Raw genomic sequence first — 25,967 nt, forward strand, 5'->3', positions numbered from 1 at the left:
GGGCCCGAGGAGTTTTAAACTGCACCATGGCTACGCGCTGCATGGGCGATATAAGCCAAGCGTCAGTGAATTGGTACGGATTTGCGCGACAGGCCTGATCCCTTCGAAAGCCTGGGAGACTGGCGTCAGGCAAAGGATTTGATCGTCCGTATGGCACCGTCCAATGCTTTGCCTTCCTCATCCTGCAGGGCAGCCTCGCGGAGGCGGCGTATCCAGTCGGCGGCGTCTTCCCGTCCTTTCAGCAGGGGGAGGTTGGCGAGTACCTTGTCGAATTTGGATAGACCTCGTGCATGGGTATCCGAATAGCCCTTGATCAACCGGCGGGTTCGCAGGATTTCGACGGCCAGGTGATAGTCGGCCGGTCTTGTCGCAACCACCAGCGCCAGCCAGTCTTCCAGATGAGCCTGTTCCAGCGCATGACGGTGGGTGCGCCTGCGCCAGCCGCGTAACCCGCCTACCAGATAAAGCATCAGGAAACCGCGCAGGCTGTCCGTGCGAACACGGCGACCCTTGGAAAACCATCGGTCCAGCCGCGTCATCCATGCGGGGCTGGCCTCGACCTTTGAGCCCAGTCCTGCGGGCAGCAGGCCTGCGATTTCTTCGGCGCGTGGATGCAGGAACTCCGTCAGGTGGACGAGATTATCCTCCCCGGCCTTGATGTCTTTCTGGATGCGGTCAAAACGCAGGCCGCGGGTCTTGCGGTCGGCAATGCGGATCACATCGTCATAGGCCATGGCATTGGCGATATATTTCGCCGCCTCCCGTGACAGTAGGTGGCCCTCCGCAGGGTCGTCCAGTGCCAGAATCCGATCCAACCGGTCCAGATAGTCGGAACCATAGCGCAGGTCCTGAAAGTCCACGACCTTGCGAAGACCCGGACGGGCAAGTTCGGCAACCGCGTCCGGATAGGCATCGACGCGCTGGGTGAGCGTTGCCCAGCCCTTTAGCAGCTTTGCCGGGCCACGCATGTCCTGGGCCGAAGTGTTTTGAGATGTATCGGTGGCTGACGTTGCGGGCAGAACGGGCCCGGACCGGGCCGCGTCGGCAGCCTTCCTGAAGGTGCGCAGAGAGGCTTCCACCCCCCGGCCTCCGGCCCGGATCGCCTCTTCAAAGGAGGCTTCCGGGAAGGGAAGCGCACCGGAACCAGCCAGTCCTCCGAAGAGAGAGGCGGAAATGACGGAGCCGTTGTCGACGGCGATTTTCTCCATGTCCAAGAGGACGAGTTTTTTTGCGGCATCTTTGGCCGCGGTCTCAACTTCCTCCGCCTTGGCGATGCCATCACCCGGCACTATCTTTTCGCTTACGGCCAGAACGCGGTGGGTGGAGGCGATGAGGGTTGTGCGATCCGGGGTGACAAAGCCACGCATGATAGCGCGCCCGGCCTCCATCACTTCCGCAGCGATCATAATGTCGACATCGCCGGGGGCGGGGGCCAGTGAGAAGACGGGGGTTCCGTTGTCCAGGGCAGGGGCCATTTCGATATAGTAGATTGTGGCCCCCGTGCGCTGGGCGACGCCAGCGACGGAGGTTGCCTGGCAGACATATCCCCGGGATCGGGCCAGACCCTCGATCCAGCCGGTGAGGACGCCGCCACCCTGTCCGCCGACGGCCAGAACGGCCAGTTTGATAATCCCGCCGAGATCCGTGGCGGAACCGGCTTTCTGCAGAGGTAAAATACTGTTCATCGGATTGCTTCCGCGAGTTCAAGGCGACGGTTGCTGCGTCGGGATTGCAGCCAGGAGATGAGGCGCTGGCGAAGGCGGGCCGCCCAGCGTTCCACCCGTCCCGGATTATGGATAACGTCGGTGCGGTAGAAACTGGGGCAGAGGACGGCGGCTTCGGCCACCTCGCCGCAATTGCCGCAGCCCACGCAGGTCTGGTCGATCGAAGCCACAGGATCGTCGCGCAGGGGATCGTCCAGCCGTTTCAGGGATAGCGACGGACAACCGGAAAGCCGGATGCAGGCATGGTCGCCGGTGCAGATATCCTCGTCCACGCCGAAACGCGGGGCCTCGATACGGCGGCCCTCCCGAATTGCCTTGGCGCGCTGCGGTTTTTCGCGCCGCTGCCGGTTCAGCATGCATTCGGAGGAGGCCACGATCACCTTCGGGCCTTTCTCGTCCGTGGTCAGGGCATCGCGGATAACCTCGCGCATGCGGGCCACATCATAGGTCCGGTCCACCTGGCGCACCCAGTTGACCCCGATACCTTTCACGGCATTGGTGATCGGGTTTTTCGTAGCCTTGGTCGGATTGTCGGCGCGCGAACTGGGCAGGTCCTGGCCGCCTGTCGCCGCCGAATAATAATTGTCGACGACGATCGCGAGGCTGTCGGCCTTGTTGTAGACCATATTGCCGATAGAAGTGCTGAGGCCGTTATGCCAGAAGCCGCCGTCGCCGATGATGGATACGGCGCGCTTTTCCCCGCCGCCGTCGAAAGCGGCATTGGATGCGGGGCCGAGGCCATAGCCCATGGTCTGCCCGCCGATTTCGAAAGGCGGCAGCGAGGCAAACAGATGACAGCCGATATCGGCGCTGATCTGATGCTGGCCCAATTCCTTCTCAACCAGTTTCATGGCGGCGAAAATGGGCCGTTCAGGGCATCCGGTGCAAAATCCCGGCGGACGGATCGGGACAACCTTCGACAGGTCGGGTGCCTGTGGAACCGGGCTGTTGGGAGCCAGAACCTGATCGGGCAACAGGGCCGGATTGGTTTGTTTCAGGAAGGCCGTTACCGCATTCAGCATCTCGTCGCCGGTATATTCCCCGGCCAGGGGAAAGATATCCTTGCCGTGCAGCATTACCGTTGATCCGGCACGGTAGAGCATGGTGGACATTGACTGTTCAATGAATTCCGGCTGGCCTTCTTCAACGACCAGTACCGCATCCTTACCGGCACAAAAATCGAGGAATTCGGATTCAACGATCGGATAGGTGACGTTCAGGACGTAGAGCGGGATGTCGGTGTTGCCGGCAATATCGGCGAGGCCCAGCCGCTGCAGGGCGCGGATGACACCATTATACATGCCACCCTGGCAGACGATGCCTGCGGGGGCTTTTTCCGGGCCGAAATGCTCATTCAGTTTGTTTTCGCGGATGAATTTTTCGGCCGCAGGCCAGCGGTTTTTAATTTTGTCCTGCTCATGGGCATAGGACATGGGCGGCAGCACGACGCGGTTAAAGTCTTTTTGCGGGTTGGACAGGGCGTCGCGCACGCTGAGCGGTGGGCGCCTGTTGTCGCTGGTGTCAAAGCTTCCGGTCACATGACAGGACCGAATCCGCACCATTAACATGACCGGCGTGTTGGAGGCTTCCGACAATTCAAAGCCCTGGCCGACCGCCTTGACGATGGAGGGCAGGTTGGGCCGGGGGTCCAGAAGCCAGAATTGAGACTTCATGGCAAAGGCATGGCTGCGCTCCTGCATGATCGAGGAGCCTTCGCCATAGTCTTCGCCGACAATGATAAGGGCGCCGCCGGTAACTCCCGACGACGCCAAGTTGGCCAGGGCGTCGGAGGCGACGTTGACGCCAACTGGACCTTTAAAAGTAACCGCGCCGCGGATGGGATAATGGACGGAGGCGGCCAGCATGGCTGCTGCGGCGGCTTCCGAGGCATTGGCCTCGAAGCGCACGTCAAGCTCGCTCAGCAGGTCTTCCGCATCCGCCAGAACATCCATAAGATGACTGATGGGCGCACCCTGATAGCCACCGACATAGCCGACGCCGTTTTCAAGAAGGGCCTTGGTTATTGCCAGAATCCCCTCACCGGTAAATGTCTCGCCTGCACCGCGTCGCAGGTGTTTTACCTCTGCCTTGAAAGAGCGTTCGGCCATTGGGTACCTCAGATATCGTTTTTGCGAATATTCGACAGAATTTTTTGCAGCGTCGTCACGAAAACGCGCCGCTCGTCGTCGGGAATGCCCTGAAACATCTGTTTGTGGGCGGCGGCCATCTGCGGCCACATGGCGTCAAAGGCGGCCCTGCCTTCCACGGTCAGTGAAACGCGGGTAGCGCGGCTGTCTTCGGCATCGGCTTCCCGGTGGATCAGGTTTTCCGCGGCCATTTGATCCAGCGCCCGGCTGAGTGTTGATTGTTCGACTACGGCATGAACGGCCAGTTCGCGGATCAAAATGCCATCCATGACCGAAAGCACCGCCAGCGCGCGCATTTTTGGCGTGGTCAGCCCTTGTTTGGCGATTTCCTCCCGCAGGGAGTGGTTATAGCGGGCCATGATACGGTTCATAAGGTAGGGGGCGAAATTCCGCAGACCGATCTCGCCCAACCGGGGAAGGTTCGTTACCGGTTTTTCGTCATCCGTCCCGAGAATGCTTTTGTCACTCATGCGCCCAGTCCTTTCGCTGCCAGATATCCGGACCCTCCACCTAACCCAGGGCCGGGATGGGTGGAAGCCCCAATATGCAGTAGTCCCTGGAAGGCAGTCCGCCCATTCACAGAATGGGGGAAGGGGCGCCAGGCAAAGAACTGGTCGATTGAACAGGCACCGCCATAAGGGTCGCCGCCAACCAGATTGACGTTAAGCGCCTGCAGATCACGCGGGGAATAGGCCCGGCGCGCTAGTTTGATTGTATCGAAATTGACGATATGACGGCGCAGGATGTCTTCGATCCGGTCGGCAAAGGCCTCGCGGGTAGCCTCGTCCCATTCCGTGCTTGCGATCTTGCCTGCGGCATCTCCCTTGATGATGCGTGGCGCGTCTGGAATCTGCAGCCAAAGTATGGCCTTGCCGTCCGGGCAGCGGGTCGGGTCAAGGCGGTGGGGCTGACCGACGCAGATCGTCGGCGTTTCGGGCAGCATACCGCGTTCGGCCTCGTTGGCGGATTTGGATACGGAATTGATCCCGTCGCTCAGATGGATGAGGGCAACATCCTCCAACCCTTCTGCCGCCCATTGCGGGGCCGCGTCCAGGGCGTAGTGAAGCTGGAAATTGCCTTTGCCGTGACGAAAGCGTTGCTGGGCCTGCCGATCCTCCGGCAGGGCCGCGTCCTGCAAAAGCTGTCCGTAAAGCTGGTCCGGCGCGACGGAGGCCAATACGTTGCGCGCGGTGATCGTTTCGCCGTCGGCGGTGACGACACCGGTCGCGCGACCGTTCTCAATCAGAATTCGGTCGACGGTCGTATTGCACCGGACTTCGCCGCCATGAGCTTCTATCAGGTTGACGAAGGCTGTCGCTGCCGCTCCCGCACCACCTTTGACCACCGGTGCGCCCGCAGCCTCCAGCGTGAAGGCAATGACCTTGCCGATCAGACCGGAGGATGTGCTTTCCGGCGACAGGCCCATATGCAGCACCCAAGGTGCCCAGAGCGCCTGAATATCCGGGCTGTCATAACTGCTTTCCAGCCAGCTTCGCGCAGAGGTCATTGCCTTGCCAAACCAACTGACGAGGCCCCGTGGGCCACGGCGGTAGACCTGGCCCAGAAGCAGTTTAGCCGTCGGCCAGCTCCACAGCGCACCGCCCAGAAGGGTGAAAAGAAGGTCCGCGTCAGCCTCGATCTCTCGGACATCCTGTCCGTGGCGATCCCCATCTCCCGGAGAACATTCGTTGAAAGCCTTCATATTGGCCGTGCGGTCCCGGTCGAGATAAAGGGCGCTGCCATCGGGGCGCAGAACCGCCGTCGGCTTAGTACTGTGGCAGAATTCCAGGCCATGTTTGGCAAGATCATCCCCCAGTTCTCGAAAGGCGGGAGAGGTGAGGAACAGGACGAAGGTTGCGGCCATAACGTCATGATGGAAACCGGGTAGGGTAGCTTCCTCCGTCCGCATGCAACCGCCCGGTCGCTCGGATCGTTCGAGGATCAGTACCTTGTCGCCCTTGCGCGCCAGTAATGCACCGGCGACAAGGCCGTTAATTCCGGACCCGATGATGATATGGTCAACCTTCGTCACTGATCGTATCCCTCCTTGCCCTGTCTTATCCTTGCGGAACCAGAGCCAGAGCGCGGATCGGGCTGCCCGTGCCGCGTTCGATCTTCAGTGGAGCAGCGATCAGGATTGCCCCTTTGGCAGGCAACTGATCAAGGTTGGCGAGCGAGGCCAGACCGAAGCAGTTATCGCGATGCAGCAGGTTATGGGCCGGGAAGGGGGGCGTCATGCCACCAGCCTGACCCGCGTCGGTCCCGATGCACTGGGTGCCCCAGCCAACAATGCCCTTCGCCAACAGGAATTCCATGCATTCCGGGGTCGGTCCGGGGCTGTGCGGTCCGTTTTCATCCGCATTGAGGAAACTGTCTTCATCGTCGGCGCGTCTGTCCCAGTCGCTGCGCATAACGACCCATTCGCCTTTGCCGATCTCGCCATGTTCCGCCTCCCAGGCCTTCACATGGTCCGGGGTCAGCAGGAAGTCCGGGTTTTCTGCGCTTTCTTTTGAGCAATCAATGACATTCACCGGCGCGACAAGGCGTTGTACATTCAATGTGTCGGTATAGCCGTCTTCATAATCCTTGCCGGTGATCCAGTGATGCGGCGCATCGAAATGGGTACCGGAATGCTCACCCAGGACCATCCAGTTCCAGGCGAAGAAGGGGCCGTCCTTGTCATATTCGCTGATCTTGTTGATTTCGACCTTGGGGGTGTTTTTGGCGAAATCTTCCGGCAGGCGCAGGATCGGTGTGTCAGGCCCCAAAGTGCCGGAGCAATCGACGACCCGCACTTTGCCCGCGAGCAGTTGCCTGCCAAGCTCTTCCAGATTTGAATGTATTTGCATGTTTCTATCTTCCCTGTTTTTGGATTTTTTCCAACTATTATCGTTGTTTTGAAATTATCATAGACAGAATTAAATGCATTTGCAAATATATGTTGCAGATGGAGAGGTGGATGAAAGAAGATTTTGACGCAATTTTTGTTGGGGCGGGCCACAATGCGCTGGCCTGTGCCTTGCACCTTTCTGCGCAGGGATGGCGGGTTGGCGTGTTCGAACGGGCAGCCCAGCCGGGCGGCGCGGTTCGCACCGGGGAATTCACCCTTCCCGGCTTCCGGCATGACTTTGCCGCAATGAATCTTTCTCTTTTCGCCGGATCGGAATTTTTTCAGGATTATCAAGAGGAACTGGGCCGTCACGGGTTGGATTTCGTCGCCGTCGACCGCCCCTTCGCCTCGGTCTTTGAAGATGGAAGCTGGCTGGGCATTACAACGGATAAAGATGCCAACTGTGCACAGATTGCAGGGGTGTCGGAAGCCGATGGCCGGGCCTGGCAGGACCTGTCGAAAAATTTCCTGTCGGATGCCGACTATATCTTCGGCCTGCTTCGCTCTCCCGCAAAGATAAGTGCATTTGCAAGTTTTTTCTGGAAACTGTTCCGCAAGGCGGGGCTGCGTGGTGGTTACAGGAAATTGCGTTTCCTGACGCGTTCGACGCGCGGCTGGCTGGACCGCACCTTTGAAAGCCCCAAGGTGAAGGCGCTCTTCGGTGCCTGGGGCATGCATCTGGATTTTGCTCCTCATATCCCCGGCGGGGCGGTTTTTCCCTATCTTGAGGGGCAGGCAGGCCAGGCCTTCGGCATGGTGCTGGGCAGGGGTGGTGCCGATACGATCATCAAGGCCATGGTTGCGGCGGTCGAGGCGCGCGGCGGTGAGGTGTTCTGCAATGCGGCGGTCGAAAAGATACATCAGGAAAATGGGCGGGCCAGCGGCATAGAGCTGGCGGACGGGCGTATCTTCAAGGCGGGCCGTGCGGTGATCGCCGGGTTGGCGCCACGTCATCTGGACCGCCTGACCTCCGGGGTTGAGCGGCGCATGACGCGTTATCGCCATGCGCCGGGAACGATGATGATCCATCTGGCGATGTCTGGCCTGCCGGACTGGAAGGCCGGGCGGGAGTTACAGCGCTTTGCCTATGTTCATATCGGGCCAAGCCTGGACGACATGAGCCGAACCTATGACGAAGCAAGTGCTGGCCTTTTGCCGTCGGAACCGATCCTGGTGGTCGGGCAGCCAACGGTCTTCGATCCGGATCGCGCGCCCGATGGCAAACATGTCCTCTGGCTGCAGGTGCGGATGGTTCCGGGCATGATCCGTGGCGATGCGGCGGGGCAGATAGACGCCACTTCCTGGGCGGAGGCCGCGGAACCAATGGCAGAGCGTGTCTTTGATATTCTGGACAGGCACGCGCCGGGCATCCGCGACAAAATCATTGCACGCAGCATTTTCACACCGGAGATGCTGGAAGCCGAAAATCCCAATCTGGTCGGGGGCGACCAGATCTGCGGCAGTCATCACCTGTCGCAGAATTTCCTGTTCCGTCCGGCATTCGGTGCAGCCGACGGAACCACAACCATAAGAAATCTCTACCTGACCGGGGCCGCGGTGTGGCCCGGGGCAGGCACGGGGGCCGGGTCGGGCTATCTCTTGGCCCGAAAACTGGCTGCCTGATGAAAGAGATCCGTCACCGAAATCATTTGATGGGGAGTGAAGTCATGCAATTCAGTCGTCGTAATCTGTTGAAAATGACAGCGGCTGGTGCCGCCGTCATCGGACTTGGTCTGCCGTCGCGCAGCCGGGCCGCCGATGACCTGGTTATCGCCTATAACGTATCTCTGCCGTCCTGGGATCCGACGGTCGGTCCGTCGGCCGTGAACCCGACGCTGCAGGGCCTGTATCAATCCGTTTTCGATCAGTTCATCCTGCAGCAGCCGGACCTTTCGCCCGCGCCGGGGCTGCTGACCAAATGGGGCTGGAGCCAGGACCGCAAGCAAATATTCATGACCGTGCGCGATGGGGTGACCTGGCATAACGGCGATCCGCTGACCGCAGAAGATATTGCCTGGTCCCTGGAACGGGCGGCGAAACCGGAAACCGGTAACCCGATCCAGTTCATCTGGAAGACCATTGGCAATCTTTCGGTCGACGGTAACACGATCACAGCCGATGTGTTGAGTTTCGATCCGACGATCTTCAAGTGGATGTATTTCCTGACGGGATATGTCCTGCCGAAAAAATATTACGAGGAAGTCGGGCCGGAAGGGTTTGAAAAGGCCCCCATCGGCACCGGCCCCTATATGGTGGAGAAATTCGAACGCAACGCCTTCGTGCGCCTGAAGGCGAACCCCGGCTATTGGGGCGGCAAGCCGGACTTTGAGAGTGTCACCATCAAATTTGTGACAGATGCGGCGAGCCGGGTGGCCGAGGTGGAATCGGGCAATGCCCATGTCACCCTGGAAATCCCGTATGAGGAATACGACCGCCTGACCCAGGGTGGCCTGAAAGGAGTGGCGACACCGGTCTCCGATATCGGGATGATCTTCCTGAATGATATCGAGGTCATGCTCGACCCCAATGTGCGCAAGGCGGCGGCTTTCGCCATCAATAAACCACTGATCATCGAAAAGCTTCTTTCCGGTTATGGCGTGCCAATCGACACGCTGCAGACCCCGGATTACGACGCTCATGATCCGACGATCAAGGTGCCCTATGACCCGGAAAAGGCAAAGGAACTGCTGGCGGCTTCCGGTTATTCCGTCGACAATCCGGTGAAATTCACGATCCAGACGACCCGTGGTTTCAAGCCCAAAGACTATGAGATGATCCAGGCGATCGTCGGCCTGTGGCGGCGTGTAGGCATCGAGGCGAAAATCGAAGTCTACGAGATCGCCAAGCATTACGAACTGCGGGCCGCGGACCAATTGGCGCCCGCTGCCTTCTACAACTGGGGTAATTCGGTTGGCGATCCGACAACCTCCACCGGATTCGCCATGTTTGGCCCGTCCCCCCATTCCGTCTGGGATGGTGCTGACCTCACCAATATGATCGGCCCGCTTTGGGGCGAGGCGGATGAGGAGAAACGCATCCAGGGTTGGAAGGATGTGGATCGCTTCATTGCTGAAAACGCCCTGGTCATCCCGTTACTGCAATATGTGCAGCCGGTCGTTCATGCGCCGGGTATCAAGGTCGTTCCGCATCATTCCGGTGCTTTGCTGCCGCATCTGATGAAACGCGCTTAAGTGAGTAAAGGCAGGGCCGCCCGTCCCGTGGAGGGGCGACCCTGATACGGGATGTTATGGCATTCATACGGATAATTCTGGTCAGGCTATTGCTGCTGGCCGTCACCCTGTGTGGGGTGGCAGCCATTGTTTTCTTCGTCATTCGGGTGGTACCGGGTAACCCCATTGCAATGATGATTCCCCCCGGCGCAAGTGACGAGGATATCGCGCGGCTGACAGCCTATTACGGGTTGGACCGGTCGATTCCCGAACAGTTCGTGATCTGGGTACAGGGTGTAATGCATGGGGATTTCGGAACCTCGATCACAACGCGGCAACCGGTGCTCCACCTTGTTCTCGGACGGTTGCCGGCGACGCTGGAACTGTCGATTGTCGGCCTGTTGATCGCAGTTCTTCTGGGCGGGACGGCGGCAATTGTCGCCACCCGGCTGCGCCATAGCAAGGCGGAGGGGGCCATCGACGTTGCCATCGGCATGGCGTTGTCGGTGCCCGATTTCCTGTGGGGGCTGGTGCTGATCCTGTTGTTTGGGGTGCTGGTGCCGCTGTTCCATATCTCCGGGCGCGTCTCGCCGGGGCTTGATCTGGATTTCGCAACCAACTTCTATTTGTTCGAAAGCCTGCTGCGCCTGCGTTTCGATGTCGCCCTCGACATTGTCAGCCATATGTTCATGCCCGCCCTGGCGCTTGCCATCCCATTGGCGGCGATCATCAGCCAGATGCTGAAGCAAAGCCTCAAGGAATGCATGAACCTGGATTACGTGACCCTGGCCCGCACCAAGGGCTATGGCGAAAGCCGGATTATCCTGGGCGAGATGCTGCCCAATGCGATCCTGCCGACCCTGACGCTTGTGGGGGTGCAGTTCACCTTCCTGATCGGCGGCACGGTCATCATCGAACGGCTGTTTTCATATGAAGGGCTTGGGAATATGGCAATTGATGCCGTGATTAACCGGGACCTGCCCCTGATCCAGGGCGTGGTGATCCTATTCGCGGTGATCTTCACCGCGGTCAATCTTTTGGTCGACCTGACCTATGCGTCCCTGAATCCGAGGCTGCGCCATGCGTGATGGACGCGGACAAATCAAACGTCGCATGGGGCTGCGCCTGCTGCTGTCTTCCGGATGGCTGGCCCTGTTGGTTATGGTGGCGCTGATGGCCCCGCTGGTTTCCCCTCACGATCCCCTGGCGCAGGACCTTTTCCTCGGTCGTATGCCGCCCGTCTTTCTCAACGGGGCGGAGCCCGGTTATTTCCTGGGAACGGACAGTCTGGGCCGGGACCTGTTGAGCCGTATTTTCTATGGCGCGCGGGTGGCGTTGACAGTGGCGCTTATCGCGGGGATCACAACTGCGGTGATCGGTAGTGCCCTTGGCCTTTTGGCGGGCTATATGCGCGGTTGGGTGGATGTGGTTATCTCCCGTCTGATTGATATCTGGATGGCCTTTCCGCCGGTCCTGTTTTCGATCCTGCTGGTGGCGGTATTGGGTGCCGGGCTGTCGTCGATCATCATCGCGATTGTTGTTATCGACTGGACCCGCTTTGCCCGTGTGGTGCGGGCGGAAGCCATGGCACAGGGTGCGATGGACTATACCGCATCCGCCAAGGTGGTTGGCCGGTCGCGACTGGGCACTATGGTGATTGAAATCCTGCCCAATGTGCTGCCGGTGGTCATCGCGCTGCTTACCCTGGAGATGGGCGTGGCCGTGATTGTCGAGGCGATCCTGTCCTTTGTGAATCTCTCCGTGGCGACCGATGATCCCACCTGGGGTGGAATGATCGCCGAAGGACGCACCAGCATCCATCAGGCCTGGTGGGTTCTGGTCTTCCCGTTGATCACCCTGTTTTTGACCGTCCTGTCCTTCAGCCAGTTAGGCGAGGGATTGAAGGACCGATTTGATCCGGTGTTGCGATGAGTTTTCTGGAAATCCGAAACCTGTCCGCGCGGCTGCGGGGAACGACGCTTCCCATCCTGCGTGACGTCAGCCTCAGTGTCGATCCGGGCGAGGTGCGCGGCCTTGTCGGTGAAAGCGGGGCTGGCAAGTCGATGATCGGCAAGGCGGTGCTTGGCATCCTGCCCTATGCGATAGAAATCACCGGCGGTGAAATCCTGCTGGATGGGGCTGACCTTCTTGCTATGATACCCAAAGAGCGCAGCCGTTGGATCGGCCGTCAGGCGGCATTGATCCCGCAGGACCCGCTGACGGCACTCAACCCGACGCGTCGCGTCGGGCCGCAGATTACGAACCGGCTGGTGGATATTCTGGGGTGGGACAAGAAAACCGCTAGGAGCCGTGCCCTGGAGCTGTTGGAGGAGGTTCATATTCCCGATCCCGAACGGGTGTTGCGGGCCTACCCCCATGAATTGTCGGGCGGGATGCGCCAGCGAATCCTGATCGCCTCTGCCTTCGCGGCAGAACCGAAGCTGATCGTCGCCGACGAACCGACGACAGCGCTGGACGTGATGGTGCAGAAACAGATTTTGCGGCTGATCGCTGAAATGCAGGCAAGGCATGGGACGTCGATCCTGTTCGTGACCCACGACCTGGGCGTGGTGAGCAAGGTCTGCCAAAGCCTGAGCGTGCTTTTCGCCGGTTCCGTCCTGGAAGACAGTCGTATCGAGCAGTTCTTTGCCGAGCCCCGGCATCCCTACTCAAAGGCGCTTCTGGCGGCGACGCCAAAATATACCGACCCCGAGGCGTCCCTGATGCCGGTGCCGCCTGCCGTGATCGACGCGGTGGAGGCGGAAGTCGCAGGCCGGGACGGGAGGCAAAACCATGGCTGAGCTTTATCAAATTCGTGATCTGGACCTGACCCTGCCGGATATGGGGCGCAAACCCTTCATCGGCCGTGCGCCATCGCTCAGGATATTGAAGGGCCTGACCTTCGACCTGCATCGTGGCGAGGTGCTGGGTATTGTCGGTGGATCAGGGTCGGGAAAATCGACCCTGGGCCGGGCGATGGTTCGCCTGCTGGAGCCGACCGGAGGAAGCGTGTATTTCGACGGGATCGACCTGACGCATTTGGGCGAGGGGCAATTGCGCCCGGTCCGGCGGCGCTTTCAGATGATCTTTCAGGACCCTATGTCCTCACTTAATCCACGACAGACGGTTCGGCGGATCATTGCGGCACCTCTCGCACTCCATGGTTTTGATACGATTGGTGACCGTGTGGAGCAGGCGTTGCGGCAGGTTGGCCTGCCGACCGCATTCGGTGAACGCTATCCCCATGAACTGTCGGGCGGACAAAGGCAGCGGGTCGGTATCGCCCGTGCGATCGCACTGGAGCCGGATTTTATCCTGGCCGATGAAATCGTGTCCGGCCTGGATGTTTCAAGCCAGGCGCAGGTGCTCAATCTGCTGGAGCAACTGGTTGCGGATCTGGGCATCACGCTGGCCTTCATCAGCCATGACCTGTCGGTCATACGCCGCCTCTGTTCGCGGGTACTGGTCCTGCATCAGGGGGAGGTGGTGGAAGACGCCCCCACCGATAGGCTTTTTGACAACCCGGCATCGGATTATACGCGACAGCTTCTCGATGCGATCCCGCTTCCGGATCTCAATCAGGACTGGAGTATGGGGGCGGCCTGAATGCCTGACCACCGTGAAGACTAGGTTCGCCTGGGCATCCGTGGCTCCGGATAGAACTCGTTGAAGATCGGCACGCTGGCGGCACCATGTGCCGGGGCGGAGGGGGCGCTGACACCCGGTTGGATATGCGGTTCGTGCATCCCGCCATGTGTGGTGATGGACGGGAAGAGGGGGAGTAGTTCGCGCAGCAGGGCCTTGGTGATTTTATTCGGCAGAATGCCGCCAACGAAAATGGCTTCGGGGTCCAGGGTGCTTTCCAGTGCCAGAACGCCAAGCCGCAATTTATCGGCGGCATCCTTCAGCCAGGCCATCATGTCCGGGTCTTTCTCGTCAAGCTTCCGCTCCAGCAGTTCCAACCCGTTGGAACAGTCTTCCTGTTCGCCGATGGCCTCATAGGCCGCGCGCAGGGAGACATATCTTTCAAGGCAGCCGTGGTTGCCGCATTCGCACAGGCGTCCTCCCGGATCAACGATGATATGGCCGATTTCTCCCGCCGCGCCCCGTATGCCTCTATAGATCTGTCCGTTCACAAAAAGCCCGGCACCCAGACCCATGCCGATGAAGACATAGACGAAGTTTTCCAGGTCTTTGCCCGCACCATGCAGGCGCTCGGCGATGGCCGCGGCGTTGGCGTCGTTTTCGACAATCACCGGCAGACCGGTTTTCTCCCCCAGCTTTTCTTCCAGCGGGAAGTCGACCCAGCCGGGGCCAATGCCCGTCGGGCCGCTGACGCAGAAGGGTCCCGGAATCGCAACGCCGATTCCAAACACCTGATCCCGCGAGACATGCGCCTTCTCCAGAAGGCGGTCGACCATGTCTGCGAGGATATCGACGCCGTCTGCCCGCCGCGGCACGTGAAATCGCAATGGTTTTCCAGTCTTACGCTCTCTACCCCCATATGACGCTTGGTGAGAATATCGCCTTTCCTCTAAAGCTTGCCAAGCGGCCTGGCCCGTTCATTGAACAGAAGGTGCAGGAGATTGCGGCCGTTTTGCGCCTGGAGAACCTTCTGGATAGAAAGCCGGGTCAGATTTCCGGTGGCCAGAGGCAGCGTGTCGCCATCGGACGCGCCCTTGCACGTGACCCGGAAGTGATCTTGCTGGATGAGCCGCTATCAAACCTGGGTGCGGCGCTGCGTCTGGAAATGCGGGTGGAACTGGCGCGGCTGCACAAGCATCTTGGGGCAACCATGATCTATGTAACCCATGATCAGGTGGAGGCGATGACCCTGGCGGACCGGATCGTGATCATGCGAGACGGGCGCGTTGAACTGGTTGGATCGCCGCTGGATTTATATACAAAACCCGCCAATACATTTGTTGCGGAGTTTATTGGCTCGCCGAAGATGAACCTTTTCACGGTAGATGTAGACAATGCGTCGTCACCCGGCCCGATTGCCCGGCTGGCCGACGGATTGGCTGTCAGCGTGCCCGACGGTTGCGGTAACAAGGTTCTGGCGGGCATTCGCCCGGAACATCTGCGGCCGGTCAGTGAAGGTGGATTGCGCGGAGAGGTCGTCGCGGTGGAACATCTTGGGGCTGATACCTTCGTTTATTTCGACACGGGGATGCTGTCCAACGCCGTGGCGCGCCTCTCCGGGATTGCTCCCGTGCGGGTTGGCGATACCATCGGATTCGGCTTTGAGGCGGCTCAATGTAACCTCTTTCATGAGAACGGGATGAGTTTGGCGGGATAGGGCCCAGGGAAAGGCGCATCCCCTGTTTCAAGGGGGTGTGCGGTCATCCGATGTAATCAGGGGCGCAGGACTGTTGACGGGCAATTTGTCGGCCAGGATCGCGGCTTTGGTTGCTGCCTTATATGAAATTGTTCTAAACAGTGGAGCGTCATTACACACAAGGTCACTGTCTTGTCTGCTTTCCACTGGTCGCGCACTCAACGCCTGAGCCTCGTCGCACGTTATACCCTGCTGTCCGTTGCAGTGGTTGCCGTTGCGCTCGTCGCGTTGAGCTTTCTGTACCAGCGGTTTTCCAATGAATTGGTGGACCGTCTGACGGGCGAGCGTTTAAATGCCCAGGTGGCGGCAACATCGAACAAGCTTTCGGCCTTTCTTGACGCGCGGATTTATCAGCTCGTTACACTGTCCAATCACCCTGCGCTGACGGCCTTTGTCAACGCGCCGAACTCCGCACCCGCCGAAGAGGCGCTGACATTGCTGCGTGTCGAGGCGGATTCCCCGGACCTTTACGGCATTTTGTTTTTTGATGGTCACGATCAACTGGATCGGCTGGTCGCCGGGCAGGCTGCGTCCGGCCCGCCCTATTGGTCGAAAACGGGATGGGATATTACGAATTTGCCCCGCGTTATGCATGAAGGGGTGGAATTTATCGGCCCGAAACTTCCGGAAAACGGTAACTCCGGCTGGTTGTTGATGCGCCAGCAAATCCGGGATTCCGGCTCAGGGCAGAATATTTCTGTCGCCCTGCATGTGCGATTGGCGTCACTGACGGAACTGCTCGCCAGTGCAGGTGTTTCCGGTGTTATCGAGCCGCTGTTGCGAACACCCGGTGGCGTGGTCCTCGATCCCACCGGGCGACCGACGACTGTGACGGGTGAACTGATTGAGGGACCCAGTGTCCTGCCGGGGTGGAATATTGTCATGAGCGTGCATCCCGGCACCATCCTGCAGCCGATAGATCAGACGCGGTTTGTGCTTTATGTGGCGGCGGCTGTAATCATTCTGGTAATCCTGGCGATCTTTTTTGCGCTTTCGCGCAGTCTTCGGCGGCGTGTGGATACGCTGGTACAGGGCGCAAACAGCATTGCGTCGGGGGATCTCTACTATCGCCTGCCCGAAGGCTATCGTCGGGATGAGATCAGTACGGTTGCCAAGGCCTTCAATATCATGGCCCGCCAGCTCAAGGACCTGATTGACCGTACGGTCCGCGCCGAGAAGCTTGCGGTGCTGGGACAATTTGCGACCGGTGTGGCCCATGAGGTTCGCAACCCCCTGGCAACCATGAAGACAACCGTTCAGGCCCTGACGAAGCGGGAACAGGATGAGGAACGCAAGGTCCTGCTTCATGATATGGGAAGCCAGATCGACCGGCTGTCCCGGGTCGTCAATGACCTGCTGTCCTATGGTCGCCCGGGGGAGGCCGCGCCGCGCCCGACCATGATCCGTGACCTGTTCCGCCAGACTTCCAACACCCTGGAACCGATTGCAGAGGAGGCGGGTGTCCGCCTTTTTACCAGCGGTGATTCCAGGCTGAGCATCTTTGTCGACCCGGACCAGATTCTGCAGGTTCTCCTCAATCTCGGGATTAACGCGGTCCAGGCCTGCGATGCCAATGGCACGGTCGGCCTGCGTGCGGTGGACTGTGGCGGGGCTGTTGAAATTCGAGTGACCGATGATGGTTGCGGTATACCGCGCGAGCATTTGCTTGACGTGATCCAGCCATTTTTTACGATGAAAAGCAAAGGGACCGGGCTTGGGCTGACCATCAGCCAACAACTGGTCGAAGCCAATAACGGTACGATCAATATCGAAAGTGCTCCCCAAGAAGGCACGACAATAATTGTAATTTTACCGGCCGCCAGACCGGAGATCGTTCAGGAGGAAAAGTCGGAAAATGTCCAAGAGGATCAGAATACTGATCGTCGACGATGAGGAGTCTTTCGTTCGCTCTCTCAGTTTTGCCCTGCGCACCGAAGGGATGGATGTAACCGGCGTCCATTCCGGTGAAGATGCCTTCCTTGAAGTGCGTAAGGAACAGTTCGACATCATTCTGCTTGACCTTCGTCTGCCCGGGGCCGACGGGATGGAGGTTCTGAGCAGTATTCATAATTTGGATGTGACGATCCCGGTCATTATGATTTCGGCTCATGGCGATACGCGGGCCGCCGTTCAGGCCGTCAAAAGCGGTGCCGCAGATTATCTGAGCAAGCCTTTCGAACTGGATGAGCTTATCCACACGATCAATACGGTGCTGGATCAAAGTCAGGTAGCGTTGGAGCTTGATTATCATCGCCGCCGCGATGTCCCGACCAGCGGGCTGATCGGCGATTGTTCCGCCATGAAAGAGTTGCGGGATACGATCGACCGCGTTGCCCAAAGCAGCGCCAGCCGGATTTTGCTTCTGGGGGAATCCGGTACCGGCAAGGCCCTGGTCGCCCGGGCAATTCACAGCGAAAGCCCTCGCCGGGACAGGGCCTTTGTTGAAGTCAACTGCGCAGCCCTGCCGGAACAGCTCATTGAATCGGAACTCTTCGGGGCGGAGAAGGGGGCCTATACAGGCGCTCACCAGAAGCGAACGGGGCTGGTGCGCCTGGCTGATGGCGGGACGCTTTTTCTGGATGAAATCGGAGAGTTGCCGCTCGCCCTGCAGGCAAAGTTCCTCCATTTCCTGGAAAACGGAGATTACAGGCCGGTCGGGGCGGAGCGCTCGTCATCTGCGGATGTCCGCGTGATCACGGCGACAAACAGGGACCTTGCGGAGGAAGTCCGCCTTGGCAATTTCAGGGAGGACCTGTTCTATCGACTGAATGTCATCACGATTGATATTCCGGCGCTCAGAACCCGTGGTGAGGATATATTGGCGCTTGTTGCGCATTTTGCGGATCGCCAGGCCAAGGCCGAAGGCTGTCTTCCAATTCACTTCGACCCGGCAACGCAGGATATGCTCCTGACCCATGAGTGGCGGGGCAATGTGCGCGAGTTGAAAAACCTGATTGAACGACTGACGATCCTGTATCCGGCGAAAACCATTACACCGGACTTATTGCCCGCTGAGTTCCACGGGCAGGGTGATAGGGATGTCGCGGCGAGTGACGATGGCCAATCCATTCAATTGCAGGATCGCCTCAATCATACTGAGCGTCATATCGTCCAGGGTGCCTTGGATGAGGCTGATGGTCATAAAGGCCGTGCCGCGGAGATTCTTGGCATATCAAGACACGCCTTGAAGCGTCGATTACAGCGCCTGGGATTGTAACCCGCCCCTTGATTGCAATCGGTGATTTTACCGGGTGAGCGGTTTCCGCTCGCCCGGTTTTTTATGGTTGAGCGGAAGCCGCTCATGCGTGCCTGCGGCCATAAAAAATTTAGGAGATAAAAAACGCGGTAAGCCGCACATTCATTGATGTTTTCTCCCCGTATGGCAACTGGCACAGCCTTTGCGGATAGCCTTGCCAAGGGTACAAACACGGATGGATCAACCATTCGTAGGGAGGAAAGTCATGGAGGTGCGGATAAGCCCGTTTTTCGGGTGCATCACCATAGTGGCGACATTCTGTGCATTCTTGTCAGGCAAGACCGCACAGGCTGAACGCTTCGAACTGGGCGCACCGTCATCGGAGGCGGATGCGGTCGTTGGCTGTTTGTATCCGATGACAGGCCGTTCGGCGACCTATGGCCGGGACAGTATCGCCGGCATCAAAATAGCGTTGAACGACCTGAAAGCAGAGGCGGAAGCCGGTCTTTCGGTGCCGAAACTACGGGTCATTGCCGATGACCCGCGTTCCAAGGCATCCTATGCCGTTCGTCTGGCGCAGGACTTCATTGCCAATGATCATGTGCGTTTCTTCTGCGGGATTGTATCGTCCGGCGTTGCCCATGCGGTCAGCGACCTGGCCCTGCGCGAGAAGATCATCATGGTCGGCACGGACCATGCGTCGTCACGGCTGAGCATCGAGGCGGCTCACAAATACTATTTCCGCGTAACCAACGATAGCTGGACGTCGATGGCGGCCGGTGCACGGTATTTGCGGGATTTGCAGGAAAAAACAGGCTGGACAAAGCTTGCCTTCATCGGGCCGGACTATGACTACGGCCATGTCTCATGGACGGATTTGCAGCTTGCTCTATCCGAACTCGGCGTTGAGTACGAGACCGTCGCGGCCTTGTGGCCGAAGCTCTACGAGCCGGATTACTCGATCTATATCGGTGCCCTGCAAAACGCCAAGCCGGACATCGTCGTGACCGCCTTGTGGGGTGGTGATTTCATTGCCTTTATCAAGCAGGCGGCGACAACCCGTTTCTTCGAGACAATTCGTCTCGCCAATTTCGATACCGGCGCCAATTACGATGTAATGATGGCGTTGGGCGACCAGCCCTATCCGGGGCTGATCCTTTCTGCGCGACACCATAACAACTGGCCGGAAACAGGCCGAAACAAGAGATTCGTCGCGCAATTCCACGAGATGACCGGTCGTTATCCGACTTATGCCGCGGAAGGGGCATATACGGGGATCATGGCCATTGCTCGTGCGATGGAGAAAGCCGGTGCGGACAATGACAACAATAACGAGGCGTTGATCAGGGCTTTCGAAGGCCTGCAACTCGCGTTGCCAGAAGATCCTCCCGGTTTTGCATCCTACATCGATCCAGACACACACCAGATTGTCCAGGCGCAAGCCGTGGGCACGGTCGTCCACAACGAGAACTTTCCACCGTCCAAACTGATGGTTGGCAACTGGGCGATCTATGACGCCGAAGACTTGAAGCCGTCCAAGGAAATCGTCTTGCGACGCCGCAAGGCGGCCCTTGGCGGATCGGAGGCGCTTCCACCACCAACACCGTGACTTTTCCAATGGGAGGAAAATGTGAAGAATAAAAAAACGTCGATCATCAAAAGCTTGATTACAGGGGCAACGGCCATTGCGCTAGCTGCCGGAATCGCCACCGGGGCATCCGCCGCGGAAAACGGCAAATTCCGTGTCGGCATCGTGACCTTCCTGTCCGGCCCGGCTGCCGGTCCGTTCGGGGTTCCGTCCGCCAATGCCGCAAAAGTTCTGGTTGAAGAACTGAACAAGGGCAATCTGCCGGCCCCTTACGACAAACTGGGCATCAACGGCGCAGAAATCGAAGCCGTCATCATTGACGAGGCCGGTGGCGCGACCAAGCAGGTCGAAGAATACCGTAATCTGGTTCAACGCCAGAAAGTCGATGCCGTGATCGGCTATGTCTCCTCCGGTGACTGCCTAGCGGTCGCACCGGTTGCCGAAGAGCTGAAAACCTTCACAGTTGCCTATGATTGCGGCACCTCCCGGCTGTTTGCTGAAAACAGCGATGCCAAATATATGTTCCGTACCGGTCTGGACGCATCCGTCGACAACATCGGTGCTGTTCGCTATCTCGCGGCCACCCGACCGGATGTAACGCGCCTGTCCGGTATCCAGCAGAACTATTCCTGGGGGCAGGATAGCTGGAATGACTTTACCGCCGCGGCTGCGAAACTGCTGCCGGAGGCTGATGTCGTAGAAGAGCAGTTCCCGAAAATCTATCAGGGCCAGTATGGTGCGGAAATCTCCGCATTGTCCGTCAAACGTCCGGAGATCGTCCACAGCAGCTTCTGGGGTGGCGACATGGAGGCATTTGTCCTGCAGGCGAACGCGCGTGGTCTGCTGGAAGATGCGACAGGACTTCTGACCTGTGGCGAAGCCAGCTTTGGAACCTATAAGGATCAGGCACCCAACGGCATGATTATCGGCGCACGCGGTCCCTTCGGCGCCTTTGCTCCGGATAATGAGCTGAACAACTGGTTCGAAGGCGTCTATAGCGCGGCCTATGATAAAGACCCGGTCTATCCGGCAACCAAAATGGCGCAGGCCATCCTGGGTCTGAAATATGCGGCTGAAAACGCCGGTGTTGGCGACAAGGAAATCCCGTCAGCCGAACAGCTTTCCGCCGCCATGAAGGGCGCTACCTTCGAATCCGTTTCCGGTACTGTGGAAATGGCGCGCGCAAGCGGCCATCAGGCCATGCAGGGCATCACCTATGGTGAATATCACTATGAAGACGGCAAGCCGAGCATCAAGAATGCCGTCTCCTTCTCCGGTGCATGCGTGACGCCGCCGGAAGGTGTTTCCGCTGCCGAATGGATTGAACAGGGTTTCCCGGGCGCGACCTGTAACTAATCGCCTGACGAAAATCTCTGTGACTACGGACATCCGCAGGGTTCGGGCCCGGGATGTCCGTCCTTTCTCTCGCACACTGGATTATCGAAATGACAAGCCTTCTTGCCGTCCTGATTGATGGCTCGATCTATGCGTCGTGGCTGTTCCTCGTCGCCGCCGGTCTGACGGTGATTTACGGGGTAATGCGTATCCTCAACATGGCCCATGGCAGTTTCTATGCCATTGGGGCCTATTCTGCGGCATCGCTTATCGGCTGGTATTTTAACAACGGCGTCGGGCCGGCCTGGGCGAGTTACCTTTTGCTGGTTGTCGCCGCCCTCGTTGCCGGTCTGATTGTTGGGGTTTTCATTGAGCGCGGATTGTTGCGTTTCATGTATGGCCGCGACGAAATTCTGATGGTCATCATTACTTATGCCCTTTTGCTGATCCTGGAAGACGCCATGAAACTCGTCTGGGGGGTCAGCCCGTATTTTGCCTATCAACCCTATTCGGAACTGGGCCGTACGTCTCTCGGCCTGCTCAAGGTGTCCAATTACGACCTGGCACTGGTCGGTGTATCCGCGCTTCTCGGGCTGGCCCTGTGGGGTTGGCTGGAGCGAACCAACCAGGGCAAGGTCCTGCGCGCCGTCATTCACGACAAGGAAATTGCCGTGGCCATGGGGGTGAATGTCCGACTGATGTTCACAATCACCTTTGCCCTAGGCACCACGCTTGGTGCGCTGGCGGGGGCATTGACCGCCCCTGCGATTTCCGTCGTCCCGGGCATCGGGGTTGAGGTGATCGTCCTGGCCTTTGCCGTCGTTGTTATCGGTGGCCTCGGCAGCATTGGCGGTGCTGCCGTCGGTGCGCTTCTGGTCGGTTTCAGCCGCGCCGCTGCTGTTCATTTTGCACCTGAGTTCGAACTGTTTGTTATCTACGGGGTGATGTCGCTGGTACTCGCCTTCCGTCCCGAGGGCCTCTTCGGCCGCACATTGGCGAGGAAAATCTGACATGCATCTGGACAAAACTGAATTGTCGCTGATCGCGGTTGCGATTGCTTGTGTCCTGCTGGGAATGGTCTGGCCGGGCTGGCTGATTTTCCTGCTGACCATTGCCTTTGCGAAGGCGCTGGTGGTGCAGGGCGTCGTCATGCAGATGCGGGCGGGTCTCGTATCCTTCGGGCAGGGGCTGTTCTATTGTATCGGCGGCTATGCCGTCGGTATGGGCGGGCAGTTCCTGGGCATTCATGACGCCATCCTCGCCCTGGTCCTGGGTGTTGCAGTTGCCATTGTTATTGCAATGCTGTTGGGACTTTTGCTGACGCGTTATCGCGACATCTTCTTTGCGATGCTGTCCCTGGCATTCTCCATGATCCTGTTTGGAATTCTGGTCAAAAGCCAGGAACTGGGCAGCACGGACGGCTTTAACGTTCATGACTGGACTGTTCTGGGCTGGCGTCCGCAAAGTGGGCCGCAGGGGCAGTATACGGTCTTCGCCCTGACCGTCGGCGCGGGCCTTCTGATTTCGATTTTCCTGCATCGCTACATCAAGGCTGGCATCGGCGTGATTTGCGAGGCTGTGCGCGAGAATGAAGTCCGGGTGGAATATCTCGGCCTGTCACCGCGCTGGGTCCTGTATGGCAACTATGTCGCCGCTGCTGCCGTTTCGGCACTGGGGGGCGGCCTGACTGCGCTTGCCACAGGGCATGTGGACCCGGAAATGGCCTATTGGACCACATCCGGCGAATTCGTCTTCATTGCCTTGTTGGGAGGCATGGGCCATGTGGCAGCCCCCTTCATCGCAGCCATCGTCTTTTCTGTCGTTCGCACCTATGCAATCGAACTTGTTCCCCACACCTGGCAGATGATCCTCGGCTTCACGCTTTTGGGTGTAATTGTCTTCCTGCCGAAGGGACTGTGGAGCCTCGTCAGCCGACATAAGGAAGGAGAACGGGCATGACCGCCATTCTTGAAACCCGTTCGCTTAACAAAGAGTTCGGGGCTGTTATTGCGGCCAAGGATATCAACGTCAAAATCGAAAAAGGCGAAGTCGTCGGCGTTATCGGTTCAAACGGCGCCGGCAAGACCACCTTTATCAATATGGTGACGGGATATCTGCGCCCGACCGAAGGGCAAATCCTGTTTAACGGAAATTCGATTGTCGGGCGGTCGCCGCGCGCAATCACGCGGGCGGGAATGGCGCGGTCCTTCCAGGTCGCACAGCTTTTTCCGGAGCTGTCGGTGATTGACAATCTGGTCGTGGCGCTGGCTGCTGCCGAAAGCCCCCGACCGAGCTTCCTGCGGCCCATGCGCAGTGAACGGCGGATTGCCGCCGCCGAGGAAATCCTCGCGGAATTCGGTGTCTCCGATTATCGCAATTCACTGGTAACAGCCGTGCCGCAGGGTGCGCGAAAACTTGTGGATATCGCCATGGCGCTGATCGGAAATCCGCAGATGCTGTTGCTGGACGAACCCACCAGTGGCGTGTCGATGGATGAAAAGACCGGCCTGATGGATACCGTGATGAATGCGGTGCGCCAGCATGGTGTTACAGTCCTCTTCGTGGAGCACGATATGGATGTGGTCGAACGCTATGTTTCGCGTATTCTGGCTTTCTATAGCGGTGAGATTATCGCGGATGGCGAGCCTTCCGCCGTTCTGGCGAACGAGCGTGTTCGCGATCTGGTCACCGGGCACCGTACGCCTGCAAAATCGGGGAGTGCCGTATAATGACCCTGAAGATTCAAAACCTGAATGTCTCCATCGGCAATATCCCGATCCTCCGGGATGTTTCCTTTGAGGTGCCCGAAGGCAAGATGATCGGCCTGATCGGCCATAACGGGGCGGGGAAGACCACGCTGATGCGGTCGATCATGGGGTTGCTTGCCGCTGACAGCGGTGAAATTACCTTTGATGGCCGAGACCTTCGTAACCTGGCCGATTTTGCCCGTGCCAAGTCGGGGATCAGCTATATGCCCGAAGACCGCCGTCTGATTCCATCGTTGACGGTTGAAGAAAACATCCTGCTGCCTGCCTGGTCCAACGGTATAAAGGACGCGCGACAGCGTCTCGAATGGGCCTATGACCTTCTGCCGGAGATCGCGCAGTTCCGCAACCGTCGTGCACTGCAGCTTTCCGGCGGTCAGCAAAAGCTGGTTGCGCTTGCCCGCGCCCTGATGCCGGGGCGGCGGCTGCTTTTGCTGGACGAGCCGTTCGAAGGGGTCGCACCTGTTTTGTCACGCCGCCTGAGCGAGGTTATCTCCAACCTGGGCAGCAGCGGCCTTTGCGTCCTGATATCTGAATCGGACGATACACATTCCGCCGATCTTGTTGCAGGCTCTTACCGCATTGAACGGGGCTCTGTGTCGGTCGGCGGCGAAGTTCCGGCCTGAGGAAAGGATCCAGACATGAATGATTTTACCTTTGAGACCACACCGCATGTGATCTGTGAATTCGACGGCGCTTTGAAGCTTGGCGATCTGTGCAAACAGTTCGGGGCCAAAAGTGCGATGCTGCTAACCGATCCCGGATTGCAGAAGGTCGGATTGATTGACGGGCCTTTGACCGGGTTGAAAGAGGCGGGCATTGAGACCCTTCTCTGGACCAGGGTAGAGGCGGACCCGCCGGAAGCCAGCATTGTCGAGGCTGTCAACGCAGCCAGGGAATTCAATGCCGATATCATTATCGGTCTGGGCGGTGGCAGTTCCATGGATACCGCAAAACTGGTTGCCTTGTTATGCGGTCACGAACAGACGTTGGAGGACGTCTATGGGATCGGCCTGGCAAAGGGACCGCGTCTGCCGCTGATCCAGGTGCCGACGACCGCCGGTACCGGGTCGGAAGTCACCCCGATTTCCATCGTGACCACGCCGTCTCATGAGAAAAAGGGCGTGGTTTCCCCCTTGCTCTATCCGGACATTGCCTTGCTTGACGCCAGCCTGACCATGGACCTGCCCGCGCCGATCACGGCAGCAACCGGGATCGACGCCATGGTCCATGCCATTGAGGCATATACCACACGCCACAAGAAAAATGTCCTTTCCGACGGCCTGGCTATTCGCGCCCTGCAGTTGATGACGGCCAATATCGACGATGCTGTTTCGGACAAACCCAGCCGCGAGGCGCGCGAAGCGATGCTGCAGGGGTCCATGATGGCCGGTATGGCTTTTGCCAATGCGCCGGTGGCGGCGGTCCATGCGCTGGCCTATCCGCTGGGCGGGCATTTCCATGTGCCTCACGGCCTCAGCAATGCGCTGGTGCTGGTAGAAGTGTTACGTTTCAACCGGGATGCCGCCTGCTCACACTATGCTGAACTTGCCCGTGCGGTCATGCCTGCCAAACGGTTTTCTTCCGATGAGGAGGCCTGTGATGCCTTCATTCAATTCATGGCGGACATGGTTGCCCGGATGCCGTTTGCGCAAAATCTCCGCGATGTGGGGGTGAGAGAACGTGACCTGGACATGCTGGCGGCGGATGCCATGAAGGTGGAAAGGCTGCTGGTCAACAATCCACGGGAAATGACCCTGGAAGCCGCCCACGCCATTTATGCCGCAACACTGTAGAAACGGAGAAACAGT

At 58.8% G+C, this 25,967-nt stretch carries 22 protein-coding genes; 16 read left to right on the top strand and 6 right to left on the bottom strand.

All coding sequences use genetic code 11. The features are described 5' to 3' along the window. Nucleotides 1–125: 125 nt before the first annotated feature. Genes IF205_RS10760 through IF205_RS10780 form a run of 5 tightly spaced genes read right to left on the bottom strand, consistent with a single transcriptional unit; the run spans nucleotide 126 to nucleotide 6,720 of the window. The gene (locus tag IF205_RS10760) at nucleotides 126–1,685 is read right to left on the bottom strand and encodes an indolepyruvate oxidoreductase subunit beta family protein (protein WP_259779370.1); all 1,560 of its coding nucleotides are present in this window, start codon (nucleotides 1,683–1,685) and stop codon (nucleotides 126–128) included. Then, nucleotides 1,682–3,832 carry a thiamine pyrophosphate-dependent enzyme gene (locus tag IF205_RS10765; RefSeq protein WP_259779371.1) on the bottom strand — a complete coding sequence of 717 codons (2,151 nt, stop codon included), beginning with the start codon at nucleotides 3,830–3,832 and terminating at the stop codon, nucleotides 1,682–1,684. Before IF205_RS10765 ends, IF205_RS10760 begins: the two co-directional genes overlap by 4 nt. 8 nt (nucleotides 3,833–3,840) lie before the next feature. Then, the gene (locus IF205_RS10770) at nucleotides 3,841–4,341 is read right to left on the bottom strand and encodes a MarR family winged helix-turn-helix transcriptional regulator (protein WP_259779372.1); all 501 of its coding nucleotides are present in this window, start codon (nucleotides 4,339–4,341) and stop codon (nucleotides 3,841–3,843) included. Next, complete coding sequence (locus IF205_RS10775; RefSeq protein WP_259779373.1) at nucleotides 4,338–5,903, bottom strand: phytoene desaturase family protein; 1,566 nt, start codon at nucleotides 5,901–5,903, stop codon at nucleotides 4,338–4,340. The genes IF205_RS10770 and IF205_RS10775 overlap by 4 nt, the downstream gene beginning before the upstream one ends. Before the next feature lie 25 nt (nucleotides 5,904–5,928). Then, nucleotides 5,929–6,720 (bottom strand): cyclase family protein, encoded by a 792-nt coding sequence (locus tag IF205_RS10780; RefSeq protein WP_259779374.1) that lies wholly within the window; start codon nucleotides 6,718–6,720, stop codon nucleotides 5,929–5,931. Between the two features lie 110 nt (nucleotides 6,721–6,830). On the opposite strand from IF205_RS10780, the gene IF205_RS10785 reads away from it, so the two are divergent. From IF205_RS10785 to IF205_RS10810, 6 genes are read left to right on the top strand one after another with little or no spacing between them, the layout of a single operon-like run. Beyond that, a complete protein-coding gene (locus IF205_RS10785; protein ID WP_259779375.1) occupies nucleotides 6,831–8,384 on the top strand; it encodes a phytoene desaturase family protein in 1,554 nt (517 codons plus the stop codon). A 44-nt stretch (nucleotides 8,385–8,428) separates the two neighbouring features. Continuing rightward, nucleotides 8,429–9,952, top strand: coding sequence for an ABC transporter substrate-binding protein (locus tag IF205_RS10790; RefSeq protein ID WP_259779376.1), 1,524 nt, complete (start codon nucleotides 8,429–8,431; stop codon nucleotides 9,950–9,952). Between the two features lie 56 nt (nucleotides 9,953–10,008). Next, nucleotides 10,009–11,019 (top strand): ABC transporter permease, encoded by a 1,011-nt coding sequence (locus IF205_RS10795; protein WP_259779377.1) that lies wholly within the window; start codon nucleotides 10,009–10,011, stop codon nucleotides 11,017–11,019. Next, nucleotides 11,012–11,863, top strand: coding sequence for an ABC transporter permease (locus IF205_RS10800; RefSeq protein WP_259779378.1), 852 nt, complete (start codon nucleotides 11,012–11,014; stop codon nucleotides 11,861–11,863). Before IF205_RS10795 ends, IF205_RS10800 begins: the two co-directional genes overlap by 8 nt. Then, nucleotides 11,860–12,732, top strand: coding sequence for an ABC transporter ATP-binding protein (locus IF205_RS10805; protein WP_259779379.1), 873 nt, complete (start codon nucleotides 11,860–11,862; stop codon nucleotides 12,730–12,732). Before IF205_RS10800 ends, IF205_RS10805 begins: the two co-directional genes overlap by 4 nt. After that, nucleotides 12,725–13,537 (top strand): ATP-binding cassette domain-containing protein, encoded by an 813-nt coding sequence (locus IF205_RS10810; RefSeq protein ID WP_259779380.1) that lies wholly within the window; start codon nucleotides 12,725–12,727, stop codon nucleotides 13,535–13,537. Before IF205_RS10805 ends, IF205_RS10810 begins: the two co-directional genes overlap by 8 nt. A gap of 20 nt (nucleotides 13,538–13,557) precedes the next feature. Here IF205_RS10810 and IF205_RS10815 read toward each other — a convergent pair whose 3' ends face one another. After that, nucleotides 13,558–14,403, bottom strand: coding sequence for an ROK family protein (locus tag IF205_RS10815; protein WP_311195686.1), 846 nt, complete (start codon nucleotides 14,401–14,403; stop codon nucleotides 13,558–13,560). Between IF205_RS10815 and IF205_RS10820 the strand changes: the two genes are divergently transcribed. The 10 genes from IF205_RS10820 (at nucleotide 14,403) to IF205_RS10870 (ending at nucleotide 25,952) form a co-directional block, all read left to right on the top strand. Then, nucleotides 14,403–15,233: an ABC transporter ATP-binding protein gene (locus IF205_RS10820; protein WP_311195687.1), complete on the top strand. Its 831-nt coding sequence runs from the start codon at nucleotides 14,403–14,405 to the stop codon at nucleotides 15,231–15,233. The genes IF205_RS10815 and IF205_RS10820 overlap by 1 nt on opposite strands. A gap of 171 nt (nucleotides 15,234–15,404) precedes the next feature. Then, the gene (locus IF205_RS10830) at nucleotides 15,405–17,165 is read left to right on the top strand and encodes a sensor histidine kinase (protein WP_259779381.1); all 1,761 of its coding nucleotides are present in this window, start codon (nucleotides 15,405–15,407) and stop codon (nucleotides 17,163–17,165) included. Next, complete coding sequence (locus IF205_RS10835) at nucleotides 17,128–18,489, top strand: sigma-54-dependent transcriptional regulator (protein ID WP_259779382.1); 1,362 nt, start codon at nucleotides 17,128–17,130, stop codon at nucleotides 18,487–18,489. The genes IF205_RS10830 and IF205_RS10835 overlap by 38 nt, the downstream gene beginning before the upstream one ends. A gap of 244 nt (nucleotides 18,490–18,733) precedes the next feature. Then, nucleotides 18,734–20,077 (top strand): ABC transporter substrate-binding protein, encoded by a 1,344-nt coding sequence (locus tag IF205_RS10840; protein ID WP_259779383.1) that lies wholly within the window; start codon nucleotides 18,734–18,736, stop codon nucleotides 20,075–20,077. A gap of 21 nt (nucleotides 20,078–20,098) precedes the next feature. Further along, complete coding sequence (locus tag IF205_RS10845; RefSeq protein WP_259779384.1) at nucleotides 20,099–21,412, top strand: ABC transporter substrate-binding protein; 1,314 nt, start codon at nucleotides 20,099–20,101, stop codon at nucleotides 21,410–21,412. 89 nt (nucleotides 21,413–21,501) lie between these two features. Beyond that, on the top strand, nucleotides 21,502–22,401 hold the full coding sequence (locus tag IF205_RS10850; protein WP_259779385.1) for a branched-chain amino acid ABC transporter permease: 900 nt from the start codon (nucleotides 21,502–21,504) through the stop codon (nucleotides 22,399–22,401). Between the two features lies 1 nt (nucleotide 22,402). Further along, entirely contained in the window at nucleotides 22,403–23,350 is a 948-nt protein-coding gene (locus IF205_RS10855; protein WP_259779386.1) for a branched-chain amino acid ABC transporter permease, read from the top strand. Next, the gene (locus IF205_RS10860; protein WP_259779387.1) at nucleotides 23,347–24,120 is read left to right on the top strand and encodes an ABC transporter ATP-binding protein; all 774 of its coding nucleotides are present in this window, start codon (nucleotides 23,347–23,349) and stop codon (nucleotides 24,118–24,120) included. Before IF205_RS10855 ends, IF205_RS10860 begins: the two co-directional genes overlap by 4 nt. Then, nucleotides 24,120–24,782, top strand: coding sequence for an ATP-binding cassette domain-containing protein (locus IF205_RS10865; RefSeq protein ID WP_259779388.1), 663 nt, complete (start codon nucleotides 24,120–24,122; stop codon nucleotides 24,780–24,782). The genes IF205_RS10860 and IF205_RS10865 overlap by 1 nt, the downstream gene beginning before the upstream one ends. A gap of 15 nt (nucleotides 24,783–24,797) precedes the next feature. Then, nucleotides 24,798–25,952, top strand: a complete 1,155-nt coding sequence (locus IF205_RS10870) for an iron-containing alcohol dehydrogenase (RefSeq protein ID WP_259779389.1) — start codon at nucleotides 24,798–24,800, stop codon at nucleotides 25,950–25,952. Nucleotides 25,953–25,967: the final 15 nt, after the last annotated feature.

Source organism: Aestuariispira ectoiniformans (assembly GCF_025136295.1).
Lineage (GTDB): Bacteria > Pseudomonadota > Alphaproteobacteria > UBA8366 > Aestuariispiraceae > Aestuariispira_A > Aestuariispira_A ectoiniformans.

What these genes read in the sequence shown, in the direction of transcription:
- IF205_RS10760 (WP_259779370.1), bottom strand. Translation starts at nt 1,685, where the DNA reads ATGAACAGTATTTTACCTCTGCAGAAAGCCGGTTCCGCCACGGATCTC.
- IF205_RS10765 (WP_259779371.1), bottom strand. Translation starts at nt 3,832, where the DNA reads ATGGCCGAACGCTCTTTCAAGGCAGAGGTAAAACACCTGCGACGCGGT.
- IF205_RS10770 (WP_259779372.1), bottom strand. Translation starts at nt 4,341, where the DNA reads ATGAGTGACAAAAGCATTCTCGGGACGGATGACGAAAAACCGGTAACG.
- IF205_RS10780 (WP_259779374.1), bottom strand. Translation starts at nt 6,720, where the DNA reads ATGCAAATACATTCAAATCTGGAAGAGCTTGGCAGGCAACTGCTCGCG.
- IF205_RS10785 (WP_259779375.1), top strand. Translation starts at nt 6,831, where the DNA reads ATGAAAGAAGATTTTGACGCAATTTTTGTTGGGGCGGGCCACAATGCG.
- IF205_RS10790 (WP_259779376.1), top strand. Translation starts at nt 8,429, where the DNA reads ATGCAATTCAGTCGTCGTAATCTGTTGAAAATGACAGCGGCTGGTGCC.
- IF205_RS10795 (WP_259779377.1), top strand. Translation starts at nt 10,009, where the DNA reads ATGGCATTCATACGGATAATTCTGGTCAGGCTATTGCTGCTGGCCGTC.
- IF205_RS10800 (WP_259779378.1), top strand. Translation starts at nt 11,012, where the DNA reads ATGCGTGATGGACGCGGACAAATCAAACGTCGCATGGGGCTGCGCCTG.
- IF205_RS10805 (WP_259779379.1), top strand. Translation starts at nt 11,860, where the DNA reads ATGAGTTTTCTGGAAATCCGAAACCTGTCCGCGCGGCTGCGGGGAACG.
- IF205_RS10810 (WP_259779380.1), top strand. Translation starts at nt 12,725, where the DNA reads ATGGCTGAGCTTTATCAAATTCGTGATCTGGACCTGACCCTGCCGGAT.
- IF205_RS10820 (WP_311195687.1), top strand. Translation starts at nt 14,403, where the DNA reads ATGGTTTTCCAGTCTTACGCTCTCTACCCCCATATGACGCTTGGTGAG.
- IF205_RS10835 (WP_259779382.1), top strand. Translation starts at nt 17,128, where the DNA reads ATGTCCAAGAGGATCAGAATACTGATCGTCGACGATGAGGAGTCTTTC.
- IF205_RS10840 (WP_259779383.1), top strand. Translation starts at nt 18,734, where the DNA reads ATGGAGGTGCGGATAAGCCCGTTTTTCGGGTGCATCACCATAGTGGCG.
- IF205_RS10850 (WP_259779385.1), top strand. Translation starts at nt 21,502, where the DNA reads ATGACAAGCCTTCTTGCCGTCCTGATTGATGGCTCGATCTATGCGTCG.
- IF205_RS10855 (WP_259779386.1), top strand. Translation starts at nt 22,403, where the DNA reads ATGCATCTGGACAAAACTGAATTGTCGCTGATCGCGGTTGCGATTGCT.
- IF205_RS10860 (WP_259779387.1), top strand. Translation starts at nt 23,347, where the DNA reads ATGACCGCCATTCTTGAAACCCGTTCGCTTAACAAAGAGTTCGGGGCT.
- IF205_RS10865 (WP_259779388.1), top strand. Translation starts at nt 24,120, where the DNA reads ATGACCCTGAAGATTCAAAACCTGAATGTCTCCATCGGCAATATCCCG.
- IF205_RS10870 (WP_259779389.1), top strand. Translation starts at nt 24,798, where the DNA reads ATGAATGATTTTACCTTTGAGACCACACCGCATGTGATCTGTGAATTC.